Source organism: Methylobacterium sp. Leaf89 (genome assembly GCF_001422215.1).
Classification (GTDB): Bacteria; Pseudomonadota; Alphaproteobacteria; order Rhizobiales; family Beijerinckiaceae; genus Methylobacterium.
Map to the genome: position 1 here is coordinate 118866 of NZ_LMML01000030.1, position 12168 is coordinate 131033.

The window sequence follows — 12168 nt, forward strand, 5'->3', positions numbered from 1 at the left end:
GCGCCCGGCGATCCGGGTCGGCATGACGATCCATGGAACGCACGGAAGTCCTGATCGTCGGCGCCGGGCCCACGGGCCTGGTCCTCGCCCTGTGGCTGACACGGCTCGGCATCCGCGTCCGGATCATCGACCGGACAGCGGGGCCCGGCACCGCCTCCCGGGCGCTCGGAATCCAGGCGCGCACCCTCGAACTCTACCGCCTCCTCGGCCTCGCAGAGGCGGTCGCCGCCGCGGGGCACCGGGTGCCGGCCGTCAACGTCTGGACCGCCGGCACCCGGCGCGCCCGCGTGGCCTTCGCGGCCGACCCGCGGAACCCGACGCCCTATCCTTTCCTGCTGATCTACCCGCAGGACGCGCACGAGCGGCTCCTGATCGATCGTCTCGCCGCGGCCGGGATCCGGGTTGAGCGAGGCACCGAACTCATCGGGTTCACGCAGGACAGGGCGCGCGTCGTCGCCACCCTGCGCACGGCCGAGGGAGCGCCGGCCCAGGTGGCGACCGCCTATCTGGCCGGGTGCGACGGCGCCCGCTCGACGGTGCGCGAGACCCTGGGCATCGGGTTCCCGGGCGGCACCTACGATCGCTTCTTCTACGTCGCCGATCTTGCCGCGGACGGCCCGGCCATCGACGGCGAGATCCATCTCAACCTCGACGGGGCCGCCGATTTCCTCGCCGTGTTCCCCCTGGCGGAGCGCGGGCGGGCGCGCCTCGTCGGAACGATGCGCGACGATCAGGCCGGTCGCGGCGAGCGCCTGACCTTCGACGAGATCGCCGTCACGGCGCTGGAGCGGCTGCGGATCGCGCCGCGGACCGTGAATTGGTTCTCGACCTACCGGGTGCATCACCGGGTCGCCGACCGCTTTCGCGACGGGCGCGCCTTCCTGCTCGGGGATGCGGGACACATTCACAGCCCGGCCGGCGGGCAGGGCATGAACACCGGCATCGGCGACGCGATGAATCTCGGCTGGAAGCTCGCCGCCTGTCTCCGGGGGCGGGCCGACGACGCTTTGCTCGACACCTACGAGACCGAGCGGATCGGCTTTGCCCGCCGGCTCGTCGCGACGACGGACCGGGTGTTTACCCTGGCGACGTCGGAGACCCCGCTGGCGCAGCTCGGGCGGACCACCCTCGCGCCCCTGCTGGCACGGCTCGTCGCCGGTTCCCCGGCCCTCCGGCGCTTCCTGTTCCGAACGATCTCGCAGATCGCCCTGGCCTACAGGCACAGCGCCCTCAGCGCCCTGCGGGCGGGCCGGGTCCATGGCGGTGACAGGCTGCCCTGGGTGCCGGGCGCGGAGGCGGACGGCTCGGACTGGCAGGTGCGCATCCACGGGGCGGCGGCGCCGGACCTGACGCGCTGGTGCGGTCAGCAGGGTCTGCGCCTGCACGTCTGCGCCTGGAGCCCCGAGGCCGAGCGCGTCGGCCTTGCCCGGGACGCCCTCTACCTCGTGCGGCCCGACGGCTACGTGGCCCTCGCCGATGGGCAAGCCTCCGTCTCGACGCTGGCCGCCTTCCAGGCGCAGCACGGGCTGACCTGGGGAGCGGACGACTGACATTGGTCCGGCTGGACCGGAGCCAGGACCGTATCCGCCGGCTCGCGCTGCGCCTGGGCGAAGCGCGGACCCGTCACCCCGCAGCAACGATTGGAGGGGATCCGGAGCCGGCGCTACTCGCCGACCCCGAACAGCTTCTCGAGGAAGTTGCGGTCGTCCTGGCTCGGGCCGCGGCTCGCATCCGCGTGGCGGGCGGCCGGGCGCGGCGGGGCGGCGGCCTGCGGCTCGCCCAGGAGGGCGCCGATCAGGCCGCCCGGGGTGCTGTTGGTGACGGCGGGCTCGGACGACGGGCCGCGGTTGCGCCAGCGATTGGCGCCGGGGAGCATCACCGGGCTCTGGCCCTTCAGCGCCACGGTCATGTAGGCCTTCCAGATCTCGCCCGGCAGGTTGCCGCCCGAGACCTTCTTCGTCGGCTCGCCGTCGTCGTTGCCGAGCCAGACGCCGGTCACCAGGGTGGCCGAGTAGCCGATGAACCAGGCATCGCGGAAGTCCTGGCTGGTGCCGGTCTTGCCGGCGAGATCCCAGCCCGGAACCTCCGCCTTCCTGGCGGTGCCGCTCACGAAGGTTTCGTGCATCATGGCGTTCATCATCGAGACCGCGTTGGCGTCGATGACGCGGCCGAGGCCGCCGTCCTTGCGCCGGTAGAGCACCTTGCCGTCGGCACTCTTCACGCTGGCGATGACGTAGGGGATCACCCCCGTGCCGCCATTGGCGAAGGCGGCGTAGGCGCCCACCATCTCCAGGGGCGTCACCTCCGAGGTGCCGAGCGCGATCGAACCGTTGGCCTGCAGCGGGGAGGAGATGCCGAGGCGCTGGGCCGTCTGCACCACGGTCTTGGGCCCGACCTCCTGGCCGAGGCGGACCGCCACGGTGTTGAGGGAGAGCGCGAGGGCGTCGCGTAGGGTCACCGCGCCACGGTAATCGCGGGAATAGTTCTCCGGGCTCCAGCCCCTGATGCTGATCGGGGCGTCCTCCCGCACGGAATCGGGGGTCAGGCCGTGCTCGACCGCCGCGAGGTAGACGAAGGGCTTGAACGACGAGCCGGGCTGGCGCTTGGCCGTGGTGGCGCGGTTGAACTGGCTCTGGGCATAGTCGCGCCCACCCACCAGGGCGCGGATCGCCCCGTCCGGCTTCATCGAAACGAGGGCGCCCTGGGCGACGTTGTAGCGGCCGCCCTTCTGGTTCAGCTCGTCCACCAGCGCCTTCTCGCCGGCGGCCTGAAGGCCGGTCTCGACGGTGGTGGCGATGACGATGTCGCTCTCGAACTTCGGCACGAAGTCGTCGAGGACATCCATGACGAGGTCGGCGACGTAGTTGGCCGAGCCGCCGCCGCGTACGCCGGCGGGCCGGGCCGGGGTCGCGAGCGCCAGCTTGACGTCGGAGGGCTTGGCGAAGCCCAGCTCCTCCATGGCGGCGAGCACCTGGGCGGCACGGGCCTGGGCGGCGGGCAGGTTGCGGTTCGGCGCCAGGCGCGACGGCGCCTGCACGAGGCCGCCGAGCATGGCCGCCTCCGGCAGCGTCACGGCCTTGGCGGGCTTGCCGAAATAGCGCTGGGCCGCGGCCTCCACGCCGTAGGCGCCGGCGCCGAAATAGACGCGGTTGAGGTAGAGCTCGAGGATCTCGTCCTTGCTGTACTTGTGCTCCAGCCAGAGGGCGAGGATCGCCTCCTGGATCTTTCGCGATGCGGAGCGTTCCGGGGTGAGGAACAGGTTCTTGGCGAGCTGCTGCGTCAGGGTCGAGCCGCCCTGCGACACGCCGCGGCGGGTCACGTTCTGGGCGACCGCGCGGGCGATACCGACGGGATCGACGCCGAAATGGCTGTAGAAGCGCCGGTCCTCGATGGCCACGAAGGCACGCGGCAGGTAGGGCGGCAGTTCCTTGATGCCGACCACCCGGCCGCCGGTCTCGCCGCGATTGGCCAGGAGCGAACCGTCGCTCGCCAGGATGGCGATGTTGGGCGGGCGCTTGGGGACCGCGAGCTGGTCGATCGGCGGCAGCTGCGACGCGTGGTAGGCCACGAGCCCCGCGATGCCGATCACGCCCCAGAGGCCGAGGACGAGGACGCCGTAGACGAGCCGGCCGAGGATCGAGCGGCGGGCCCGGCGCGGCGCCTTGCGCAGCGCCCGTGATGGGGCGGGGGCACGGCTCTTCGCGCCGCGGCCGCCCCGTGAACCTGACTCGCCTCGTGCCACGCCGCCTCCCGCGCGATCGGCGCGCGAGAGCCGCAGATCGAGATCGGCCGGGTCCCCGACACGGCCCTCGGGCACGTCGAAGTTCGGCTCCCCCCTGCCCGCGCCTCCACGTCCCTTCGCCATGCGTCCCGTCTGCCCCAAGGTTCGTTCGCGATTCGAGCGACCCTGCTTGCGCACGGTAATTGCGGCGGGTTTAAGGGGTGTTAACCGGCTGATTTTTCAAAGCCTTGAAAAACCAGGGGAAATTCGACGGCCCGCGCGGTTCGTGCACCGGATGTTCAGGGGGCGACCGGGGCGGCGGGAGCGGCCGCGCGGGCGCCCGCTCGACCCCCGCAACCCGGCGGGCCTGCTCACCCCTTCTTGCGCAGGGGCCGGACCGAGACGGAGCCGTGATCGCTGAATCCGGTGGCGGCGCCGAAGGCCTGCAGATGCGCCTGGTCGGGGCGGGCCAGCAACTGGATCTCGCCGCATCCGGCCGAGCGCGCCGCCTGCGAGGCCGCCTTGAGGAGAAGGCGGCCGATACCGCGCCGTCGGGCCTCGGGATCGACCAGCAGGGTGGTGATCTGCGCCGTGGGCAGGCTGGCCGTGAGGGAGGGATACCAGTGCAGGACGACGAGGCCGCTCGGCGGACCCCAGTCGACCGCGACGAGGGCCGCGCCCGAGCCGTGCCGCAGGGCCTCGATCCGCTCGGCCAAAGTCTCGCTCGCGGCGGGGTGGCCGGAGCCGCGCAGGAGTTCGGCGAGGCCCGCCGCGTCGCTGCCGTTCGCCGCCCGGATCTCCAGCCCGTAACGGCTCGCCACGCATCGCTCCGGTCGGCTCCCCCGGCCGGAGCGGGCGGAGCGAGGGTCTTGCGGGTGGTTCTAGTCCCGGCGCATCAGGCCGAACAGGGCGAAGCCCGCCAGGGCCGCGAGACCGAGGGCGAGACCGCGATTGTCCTGGAAGCGGCTCGCCGCGGCCTGTCCTGCGGCCCGCAGGTCGTTGCCCAGGGGCGAGCCGCTGAGGATGCGCTCGGCCCGGGCATGGTTCTCCGGCCGGGTCGCGATCGACACTTCGAAGGCGTCGTCGTCCACGCGGTCGATCTCGATGCTGTTGCGGGCGAAGCCGGCGCGCGACAGACGATCCCGTGCCACGCGAGCGGCCCTGAGAGACGGAACGGTCACGGTCGCCAACACGCTGTCAGACATCAAGTTTTCTCCCTGTTCGGCAGACCCAACCACGGCCGCGGGAATACGGTTCCGTGATCGCGGGTTCTGAGCGTGACGGGCGGCCCGGCCTTAAGCTTCCCGCAACCACCCTGGACCTAAGCCCGGGCCTCGCCCGGCGGGTTCCCACCCGCGCGGGCCATGACGAGGAGCCTGCCGGACTTGCGCGATCCGTTCGTTCCTGCCGCCCTTGCCGACCGCCTCCGGGAGAAGCGCCGAAGGCCGCGGTCCCGCGACGCCCTGGCCTACGAGCCGGCCAAGCCGGTCTTCGCCGAACTCCTCGATGCGCGCGGGCATGGCACCGGCCAGTTCGTGCGGCTGTCGCAGGGCATGGTGGAGGCGATCACGCGAGGCGCCCGCGCGGACACCTGATCGATCGGGGTCAGCGGTCGCAGCCGATGCAGATGTCGCGCACCACGCGCTCGCGCCCGTGTCCCGTGCGCTGGTTCGGCAGGTGTCCGTCGAAGGCCTGCTCCGCCGCGCGGGTCGGAGGCGGAACCGGCTTCGGCGGCTCGGGCGCGGCCGGTTTCGGCGCGGGGGCGGTCAGGGCCATGTACTGCGCCGCGGCGGGCGCCGGAGCGAGGCCGGGCACCAGACCGGCGAGGGCGAGACCCAGGGAGGCCCACCGAGGGCGGGCGCGACCGAGTTGGGCGGTCGCGGGACGTCGCGTGGCCATCGAAGCCTCCGATCGTGGGCTCTCGGTGCGAATCGCCGCCGACCGCCATGCGGCGATCCGGCGTCCCGCCTGACGGGAACGAGGGCAGGCAGGGATCGTTCCCCGTCCCTTTGGCCGGCCCCCGGGGCCGGATGGGACCGCATCCATGCTGCACCTCCTCGTGGCCGATGGGAACGACCGGTCCGGACGGGCCGATCACGTCTCAGCCACCGGCGTCACCTCGGCGGAAGCCTATGCGGAGGTCCTGCGCCAGATCTCGCCCGGGGTCGACTGCACCCTGATCACCCCGGCCGACGCTGATGCGGCTTTGTCCCCCGGGACGCGGCTCGCCGGCTTCGACGCCCTCTTCCTCACGGGATCGACGCTCCACGTCTGCGACGCGTCCGACGCCGTGCGGCGCCAGATCGACCTCGTGCGCGAAGCCCTCGGCGCCGGGCTTCCGGTCTTCGGCTCGTGCTGGGGCGTCCAGGTCGCCGCGGTGGTGGCCGGCGGCCATGCGGCCCGCAACCCGAAGGGTCCGGAATACGGATTCTCGCGCGATCTCGTGCGCACCGAGGCCGGGCGGGCGCACCCGCTCCTCGCCGGGCGGGGCGAGCGCTTCGATGCCCCCGCCATGCATCTCGACGCCGTCATCACGCCGCCGGCCCACGCCACGGTGCTGGCGGGCAACGCGGTCCTGTCGGTCCAGGCGATCGAGATCCGGCACGGGGCCGGCGTGTTCTGGGGCACGCAGTACCACCCCGAACTCGATCTCGACGCCCTGGCCGCGATGCTGCGCCTCAGCGCCGAGGACGTGGTGGAGGCGGGCGCGCTGCCCGACCGCGCGGCGGTGGAGGCCTATGCGGCGGACCTCTGCCGCATCCATGCTGACCCGGAGGGACACCGGGACCGGATCGCCCGCCACCGGCTCGGCCCCGACCTGCTGGAGCCGGCCCGCCGGCGGGCGGAGATCGGGAACTTCCTCGACCGTCTCGTCCGGCCGCGGGTCGAGGCCGCGGCCTGAGGGCTCAGACCGCGCGCAGGGCGGGAGCGCCCGGCCGCGGGCGGGCGCCGACGATGTGGAAGGCCCGCGGTCGCACGAACAGGAACGACAGGCGCGTGTGACGGATCATCCGCTCGAAGCCCAGCGGAACCAGGATCGCCACCACCGTGACGACGAGGCTCGCCCAGCCGATGTCGGTGATCGCCCCCGACCGCACGATCAGCGTGCGGGTGAGGGCCATCGGCAGGAAGAACGCGAGGTAGATCACGATCGAGCGCTGGCCGCAGGCCCGCAGCGCCGCCGTCACCGGCCCGCCGGCCCGGGACATCAGGGCCCCGATGGCGACGATCGCGAGGGCGCCGGCGCCGCTCAGGACGAGGGCGAGGCCCGGGAGGTTCGCCAGGACCGGCACGGCTGGGAAGCCCGTGGGGACGAAGACCATCGCGGCGTTGACCACGGCCCAGAGTGCCAGTCCGAGCATCGCGGCGCGGGCGTGGCGTTGCACGAGATCGGCGAAGGTGAAGATGCGCGCGGCGAAGAGGTAGCCGACCAGGAACCAGACGTAGCGGTCGCAGAACTCGTCGATCAGTTCGAAACCGGTATGGATCGGCAGGACCTGCAGCAGTGCCGCCCCGCCGAGGAGCCAGGCCGTCGGCACCGGCCGCAGCGCCTTGGTCAGCACCGAGAACACCGCCAGCAGGTAGATGAACCACAAGGTCGAGTAGGGTTCGACCACCGCCAGGGCGAGGTGGGCGACGAAGGCGCCCGGCCCGGCTCCGTCGGTGATCGGGCCGTACTTGAAGGCCGACTGGATCAGCACCCAGAGGACGTAGAAGTAGACGAAGTGCACGAGGCGCCGGTCGAGGAACAGGCGCCAGTCGCGGTCGATGACCCGGCCGAGGAACAGGCCCGACAGCAGGAAGAAGTCCGGGATGCGGAACGGGCGCGCGAAGGCCACCACGGTGTGCAGGAAGCCCTCGCCCTCCATCGCGATTCCGGTGCCGAGCGTCGCATGCATCATGACCACGAGGATGATGCACAGGCCCTTGGCGACATCCACCCAGGCGAGCCGGGCGGCATCCCGCGGGGATCCCGCTGCGCGCTGCCCCGTTCCGTCCACCGTTCCTTGTCCCACCGCGACCGCCGCCATGATCCGCCCCCGCCCACAGGACCGCGATCCTTCGGCGCCAGGTCTTAAGGATGGCGATACGGCGAGGACCGCCCGCGGATCATGCCGAACGGAGGGTAAAGGCCGGGCCGTGACCGGCTCCGGTTTGGGCCACGCCTTGCCCGCGTGCGTCCACGCCTCGCCGCCCTCAATGCGGGTCGCGCTTGGCGCCCCGGCGGTCGCGGGTCATGCGGGTCGCGGCGTGAAAGTCGTCCGGCTTGGTGCGGACCCAGGCCAGGAACTCCGCCATCTCGGGCGCCGCCCGCAGGGCATCGACGTCGGCGAGGCGCCGGGCGATCTCGGCCTCGCTGAAGCGGGCGTGGATCGCCGAATGGCAGATCTGGTGCAGGCGCACGGTGCCGGCCCGCGCCCCGCCCTTCAGCTTCGGGGTCAGGTGGTGCAGGCTCGATTTGGCATGGGGCGGGATCGGCCGCTCGCAGAGCGGGCAGATCACCGGAGGCTTGGCCTGCGGACCGTGCGTCGCCGGGTCGTCGTCGCGCCAGAGTCGGGCTCGTCGTCCCAAGGGTGTCTCCCGTCGGATGCGTGCGTCAGTGGACTGCTGCCGGAACAGGCCGGCGCTGGGCGGGGTCGTTCGGTTGGAACACGGCCGCGGCCTCGCGGTCCTGGGTCCCGAGAATGGAGACGTGGTCGCCGGCGATGACCGTCAGGCGCGTGCGCGGACCGGCCTGCGCCGCCAGCCGCTCGGCATGCGCGAGGGGCACCACCGGGTCGTCCCGGCCGTGGACGATGACGATCGGACCGCCCTCTGCGGCGATGCGCGCATCGGACCGGAAGGTGTCCCGAAGGAGCAGGCTGGTCGGCAGGAAGGGGAAGCGCCCGGCGACGATGGCGGAGAGGGAGTCGAAGGGCGCCTCGAGATAGAGGCCGAGATGCGGCCGGGCCTCGGCCAGGGCCACCGCCACCGCGGCCCCGAGGGAGTGGCCGTGCAGCAGCACCGGGGTTCCGGGGACCCGCGCCTGGACCATCGCGTAGGCCGCCTGTCCGTCGGCGATCAGCCCCGCCTCGCTCGGACTCCCGGTCGAGCCGGGATAGCCGCGATAGGCGATGGCGAGGACGCCCCAGCCCGCCCCGCGCCAGGGAGCGCCGGCAAAGCGCGCCGCTCCAGGCTCCGGCCGCGAGCCGTTGCCGTGGAAGCTGAGCACCACGGGACAGCCCGGCTCCGGCGCGCGCCAGAACCCGAACAGCCGCTCGCCGTCGGCCGTGGGCAGGCTGATCGCCTCCGTGCCCGGGGGCGCCGGCCGGGCGGGTGCGGGCGCTCGGCTGCGGAAGGCGCCCGGATAGATCAGGTGCCGCTGGAAGACGGTCAGCAGGGTCACGGCCAGGACGGAGAGACCGAGGATGGCGGTGGCCACGAGGGAAGCGAGAAGGCGCATGCGCTCGATGAAGGGGAGGCCGCGACCGAGCGACGACCCCGGACCGTCGTGGCGGGGCGCCGAACCGCGCCGGACCCTGGGGATGGAGGGGACACTGAGGCGTCCCCGAGAGGTAGGGCTGGACTTTGGCGTGTCACCAGCGATGTTGCGTCGCGTGAATGCTCCCGCGCCCGTCCCTCCCCGAAGCGGCCTCCGGCCCCAAAGCCGCCTCCTGACGACGCGTCACCGGTCCGCCGCGCCCGCACCGGTCCGGCGCGGCGCGGCATGAGGGACGCGTCCGGCCGCGCGGAGGGCATGGGCGGTCCCGGCCCGAGCCCGAACGCGCTCCTCATCGGGCTGATCTTCTGCGGGGTCGGCTTCGGCATCGGCGCCGGGGCGCTCGCGGGCTCGGGCGCCGCCTTCGTGTTCCTGATGTCCGGCTGGGTGCTGGGCCTGTGCCTGCACGAATACGGCCATGCCCGGGCCGCGCTGTCCTGGGGCCTGCCCCCGACCGGCGCGCTCAGCCTCGATCCCCTGCGGGCCCCCAACCCCGTGGCGACCATGCTGCTGCCGGCGCTCTTCACCGTCATGGGGGGCGTGGGATTTCCAGGGGGCGCGGGATTGCCAGGCCGCGTCGGCGGTCCGCCCGAGGCCGGGTTGAGCCGGGGACGGCAATCGGCGGTGGCCGCAGCCGGCCCGGCGATGAGCGTCCTCTTCCTCGTCGTTCTCGCGCTGCTCTATGCCCTGGCCAGTCCGGGGGCCGAGACGCTGCGTGCGGTGCTCGCCGTCTCGGTGCTGTTCCAGGGCACAGCCCTGGTGCTCGGGCTGATGCCGATCCCAGGGCTCGACGGCTACGGCATCGTCCGACCCTGGCTCTCCGGGCCGCCGGCTTCGCCGCCATCCCCGCCCTGGGCCTTCGCGGACCGGATGGCCCGGCATTCGGGGCTGGTGCTGCTGGGTCTTTTCCTCGTCTCCGCCGCCTTCACCCGGCCGCTGTTCCGCGCCAGCCTGCTGTTGACGGACCTGCTCGGCATCGATCTCGCAGATGTGATCGCAGGTTTCCGGCTGGTGCGACTGTGGTGATCCGCTCGTGCGGGGCGACCACCGCGAACGGAAGACTTGAACCCATCGTGGAATGATTTGCCGATGCGGTGTGTACTTTAACGAGCCGAGCCGTACTCTTGCGACGCATGCGGAGCCGGTGCGCGGTTCGTCTTGAATTCGGGGCGACGCACCGGCTCGTTGCGATCGTCGAGGCGGGAGGGGGGCATGCGGGACGATGCGCCGGGGCAGGGGACGCCGCCGTCGGCCTACCGCGTGCTGCTGCTGAACAATGCCGGCCGCGTCCTTCGCACCAAGTCCCTCGCGGGCTGCACCGAGGCGGAGGCGCTGGAGCGGGCACGGGCCTTCATGGACGGCCGTTCGGTCGAGCTCTGGGACGGGGGGCGCCTGATCCAGCGGCTCGAGGCACCACACGAACCGACAGCCTGAGCGGAGGAGCGCGGCCCGGGCCTGTCCGCGGCGTTCGGGTCGCGTGGGAACCGGGCTTTCGTGCTAGGTGCGCTCGGTATCCGGATCCGACGCGATCCGGCGCGGCCCGGTGGAGAGACCCTGCGATGGCCCTCAAGACGACGTTCCTGGTGCAGACCTTCGTGCTCAAGCGCAAGCGGCTCTCGCCGGGCGACCGTGAGGTGGCGGTGACGGAGAGCGGTGCCCTGAAGAAGGCCGAGGCGATGGCCGCCCGCTTTCCCGGCACGGCGGCGATCAAGGTCGTGGCCGACGACGAGACGGGGGAACTGGAGAGCGCCACGATCCTCGGCAGCTTCGGCGAGGTGCCGGACGACTTCGCCGAAAGCCTGCAGGGCTCGTGAGGCCCGACGCGTCCGGCCTCCGCGCCCCCGATCAAAGTGCCCCGCGGACGCGAAAGGGCCCCGCCGCGCGGCGGAGCCCCTTCTGATCGTCCCGGAGCCTGTCAGCCGTTACGGGCAGGCGTGGCGCTGACCGTCATTGCCGAGATAGGTCCCGGTGCGGCGGTCGTAGGACCGGAAGCGCTGGACGCAGTAGGCGACGTCCTCGCCGCTGGTCGCGACCTCCGGGGTGGCCTCGTAGCCCGTCGCGGCATACCCGCCACCATAGGGCGCGTAACCGCCGTAATAGGCCGGCGCATAGCCGCCGGCGTAATAGTCGTCGCCGTAGTAGCCGCCATAGGCGCTGCCGAGGCCGTAGCCGATCCCGGCGCCGGCGAGACCCAGGCCGAGCCCGAGGCCGAGGCCGCCATAGCCGCGACGGTAGCCGTAGCCGCGCCCGGCATAGGCGCCACCCCGGTTGAACCCACCGCGGTTGAAGCCGCCGCGATCACCCCGGAAGCCGTTACCGGCAGCGAGGCCCGCCCCGGCACCGACGGCACCGGCGCCCACGCCGATGGTCCCGCCGCGGTTGAACCCGCCGCGGTTGAAGCCACCCTGCGCGAGGCCGCCGCGGAACCCGCCGCCGCCGAAGTTGCCCCCGACATTGCCGCCGCGGAACCCGCCGCCCTGGGCGAGACCACCGCGGAAGCCACCGCCGCCGAAGTTGCCGCCGCGGAATCCGCCGCCACCCAGGCCGCCGCCGTGGAAGCCGCCGCCACCGCCACGGAAACCACCGCCGCCGCCGCCCGGACGTGCGTCCGCGGAGGCGGGAATCATCGAGAGGGCCCCGACCAGGGCGGCCGATGCCAGGAGTATGCGCTTCATGGGAGAACCTGTCGTTCGCATGCCGATCCCGAGGATCGAACTTCTGGTAAAGGAACGCGGGGCCTGACGATAAAGTTCGTTTCAGGCCCTATTCCGTCTCAGTTCGTCGGGCCGGCGATTGACAAAACGGCCGCCGACCTCGAATCTGGAAGCATTCCGAGGGGAGCTCCGAGTGCGGGGGCTGAGATTGGGCGCGACGCCCTGACCCTTGAACCTGATCCGGTTCGTACCGGCGGAGGGACGGGAATTCCAAGACGCGGCGCGCATGTTCAGGCGTCGTCCCATCCGACACC

General features: G+C 72.5%; 14 protein-coding genes and 1 riboswitch. Of the genes, 6 read left to right on the plus strand and 8 right to left on the minus strand.

Features of this window, described 5'->3' with window-relative positions:
• Positions 1-32 precede the first annotated feature (32 nt).
• Positions 33-1550 carry an FAD-dependent monooxygenase gene (locus ASF18_RS20680; RefSeq protein ID WP_056354807.1) on the plus strand — a complete coding sequence of 506 codons (1518 nt, stop codon included), beginning with the start codon at positions 33-35 and terminating at the stop codon, positions 1548-1550.
• Between the two features lie 113 nt (positions 1551-1663).
• Here ASF18_RS20680 and ASF18_RS20685 read toward each other — a convergent pair whose 3' ends face one another.
• The 3 genes from ASF18_RS20685 to ASF18_RS20695 all read right to left on the minus strand — a co-directional run bounded on the left by ASF18_RS20685 (position 1664) and on the right by ASF18_RS20695 (position 4926).
• Positions 1664-3865: a PBP1A family penicillin-binding protein gene (locus ASF18_RS20685; RefSeq protein WP_056354810.1), complete on the minus strand. Its 2202-nt coding sequence runs from the start codon at positions 3863-3865 to the stop codon at positions 1664-1666.
• A 227-nt stretch (positions 3866-4092) separates the two neighbouring features.
• Positions 4093-4542 (minus strand): GNAT family N-acetyltransferase, encoded by a 450-nt coding sequence (locus ASF18_RS20690; RefSeq protein ID WP_056354812.1) that lies wholly within the window; start codon positions 4540-4542, stop codon positions 4093-4095.
• Positions 4543-4602: 60 nt separating this feature from the next.
• Positions 4603-4926 (minus strand): hypothetical protein, encoded by a 324-nt coding sequence (locus ASF18_RS20695; RefSeq protein ID WP_056212260.1) that lies wholly within the window; start codon positions 4924-4926, stop codon positions 4603-4605.
• A 180-nt stretch (positions 4927-5106) separates the two neighbouring features.
• Between ASF18_RS20695 and ASF18_RS20700 the strand changes: the two genes are divergently transcribed.
• Positions 5107-5316 carry a hypothetical protein gene (locus ASF18_RS20700; RefSeq protein ID WP_056212257.1) on the plus strand — a complete coding sequence of 70 codons (210 nt, stop codon included), beginning with the start codon at positions 5107-5109 and terminating at the stop codon, positions 5314-5316.
• A 10-nt stretch (positions 5317-5326) separates the two neighbouring features.
• Here the strand turns inward: ASF18_RS20700 and ASF18_RS20705 are convergent, their stop codons facing one another.
• A complete protein-coding gene (locus ASF18_RS20705) occupies positions 5327-5620 on the minus strand; it encodes a hypothetical protein (RefSeq protein WP_056354815.1) in 294 nt (97 codons plus the stop codon).
• 145 nt (positions 5621-5765) lie between these two features.
• Here ASF18_RS20705 and ASF18_RS20710 point away from each other — a divergent pair, with 145 nt between their 5' ends.
• Positions 5766-6623: a gamma-glutamyl-gamma-aminobutyrate hydrolase family protein gene (locus tag ASF18_RS20710; RefSeq protein ID WP_056278051.1), complete on the plus strand. Its 858-nt coding sequence runs from the start codon at positions 5766-5768 to the stop codon at positions 6621-6623.
• A 4-nt stretch (positions 6624-6627) separates the two neighbouring features.
• On the opposite strand, the gene ASF18_RS20715 is transcribed toward ASF18_RS20710, so the two are convergent.
• The 3 genes from ASF18_RS20715 to ASF18_RS20725 all read right to left on the minus strand — a co-directional run bounded on the left by ASF18_RS20715 (position 6628) and on the right by ASF18_RS20725 (position 9164).
• On the minus strand, positions 6628-7722 hold the full coding sequence (locus ASF18_RS20715) for an acyltransferase family protein (RefSeq protein WP_244472786.1): 1095 nt from the start codon (positions 7720-7722) through the stop codon (positions 6628-6630).
• 196 nt (positions 7723-7918) lie between these two features.
• The gene (locus ASF18_RS20720) at positions 7919-8293 is read right to left on the minus strand and encodes a hypothetical protein (protein WP_056212251.1); all 375 of its coding nucleotides are present in this window, start codon (positions 8291-8293) and stop codon (positions 7919-7921) included.
• 25 nt (positions 8294-8318) lie between these two features.
• Entirely contained in the window at positions 8319-9164 is an 846-nt protein-coding gene (locus ASF18_RS20725) for an alpha/beta hydrolase (protein ID WP_056212249.1), read from the minus strand.
• A gap of 264 nt (positions 9165-9428) precedes the next feature.
• Between ASF18_RS20725 and ASF18_RS20730 the strand changes: the two genes are divergently transcribed.
• From ASF18_RS20730 to ASF18_RS20740, 3 genes are all read left to right on the plus strand, one after another.
• Positions 9429-10226 carry a hypothetical protein gene (locus ASF18_RS20730; RefSeq protein WP_056354821.1) on the plus strand — a complete coding sequence of 266 codons (798 nt, stop codon included), beginning with the start codon at positions 9429-9431 and terminating at the stop codon, positions 10224-10226.
• A 186-nt stretch (positions 10227-10412) separates the two neighbouring features.
• Positions 10413-10634: a hypothetical protein gene (locus ASF18_RS20735; RefSeq protein WP_056354824.1), complete on the plus strand. Its 222-nt coding sequence runs from the start codon at positions 10413-10415 to the stop codon at positions 10632-10634.
• Positions 10635-10759: 125 nt separating this feature from the next.
• Positions 10760-11014: a hypothetical protein gene (locus ASF18_RS20740; protein ID WP_056354828.1), complete on the plus strand. Its 255-nt coding sequence runs from the start codon at positions 10760-10762 to the stop codon at positions 11012-11014.
• A gap of 108 nt (positions 11015-11122) precedes the next feature.
• Here the strand turns inward: ASF18_RS20740 and ASF18_RS20745 are convergent, their stop codons facing one another.
• Positions 11123-11875 (minus strand): BA14K family protein, encoded by a 753-nt coding sequence (locus tag ASF18_RS20745; protein WP_056354831.1) that lies wholly within the window; start codon positions 11873-11875, stop codon positions 11123-11125.
• Between the two features lie 149 nt (positions 11876-12024).
• Positions 12025-12133: riboswitch (TPP riboswitch) on the plus strand.
• Positions 12134-12168 lie beyond the last annotated feature (35 nt).

What these genes read in the sequence shown, in the direction of transcription:
- ASF18_RS20685 (WP_056354810.1), bottom strand. Translation starts at nt 3,865, where the DNA reads ATGGCGAAGGGACGTGGAGGCGCGGGCAGGGGGGAGCCGAACTTCGAC.
- ASF18_RS20725 (WP_056212249.1), bottom strand. Translation starts at nt 9,164, where the DNA reads ATGCGCCTTCTCGCTTCCCTCGTGGCCACCGCCATCCTCGGTCTCTCC.
- ASF18_RS20695 (WP_056212260.1), bottom strand. Translation starts at nt 4,926, where the DNA reads ATGTCTGACAGCGTGTTGGCGACCGTGACCGTTCCGTCTCTCAGGGCC.
- ASF18_RS20740 (WP_056354828.1), top strand. Translation starts at nt 10,760, where the DNA reads ATGGCCCTCAAGACGACGTTCCTGGTGCAGACCTTCGTGCTCAAGCGC.
- ASF18_RS20745 (WP_056354831.1), bottom strand. Translation starts at nt 11,875, where the DNA reads ATGAAGCGCATACTCCTGGCATCGGCCGCCCTGGTCGGGGCCCTCTCG.
- ASF18_RS20705 (WP_056354815.1), bottom strand. Translation starts at nt 5,620, where the DNA reads ATGGCCACGCGACGTCCCGCGACCGCCCAACTCGGTCGCGCCCGCCCT.
- ASF18_RS20710 (WP_056278051.1), top strand. Translation starts at nt 5,766, where the DNA reads ATGCTGCACCTCCTCGTGGCCGATGGGAACGACCGGTCCGGACGGGCC.
- ASF18_RS20735 (WP_056354824.1), top strand. Translation starts at nt 10,413, where the DNA reads ATGCGGGACGATGCGCCGGGGCAGGGGACGCCGCCGTCGGCCTACCGC.
- ASF18_RS20730 (WP_056354821.1), top strand. Translation starts at nt 9,429, where the DNA reads ATGAGGGACGCGTCCGGCCGCGCGGAGGGCATGGGCGGTCCCGGCCCG.
- ASF18_RS20680 (WP_056354807.1), top strand. Translation starts at nt 33, where the DNA reads ATGGAACGCACGGAAGTCCTGATCGTCGGCGCCGGGCCCACGGGCCTG.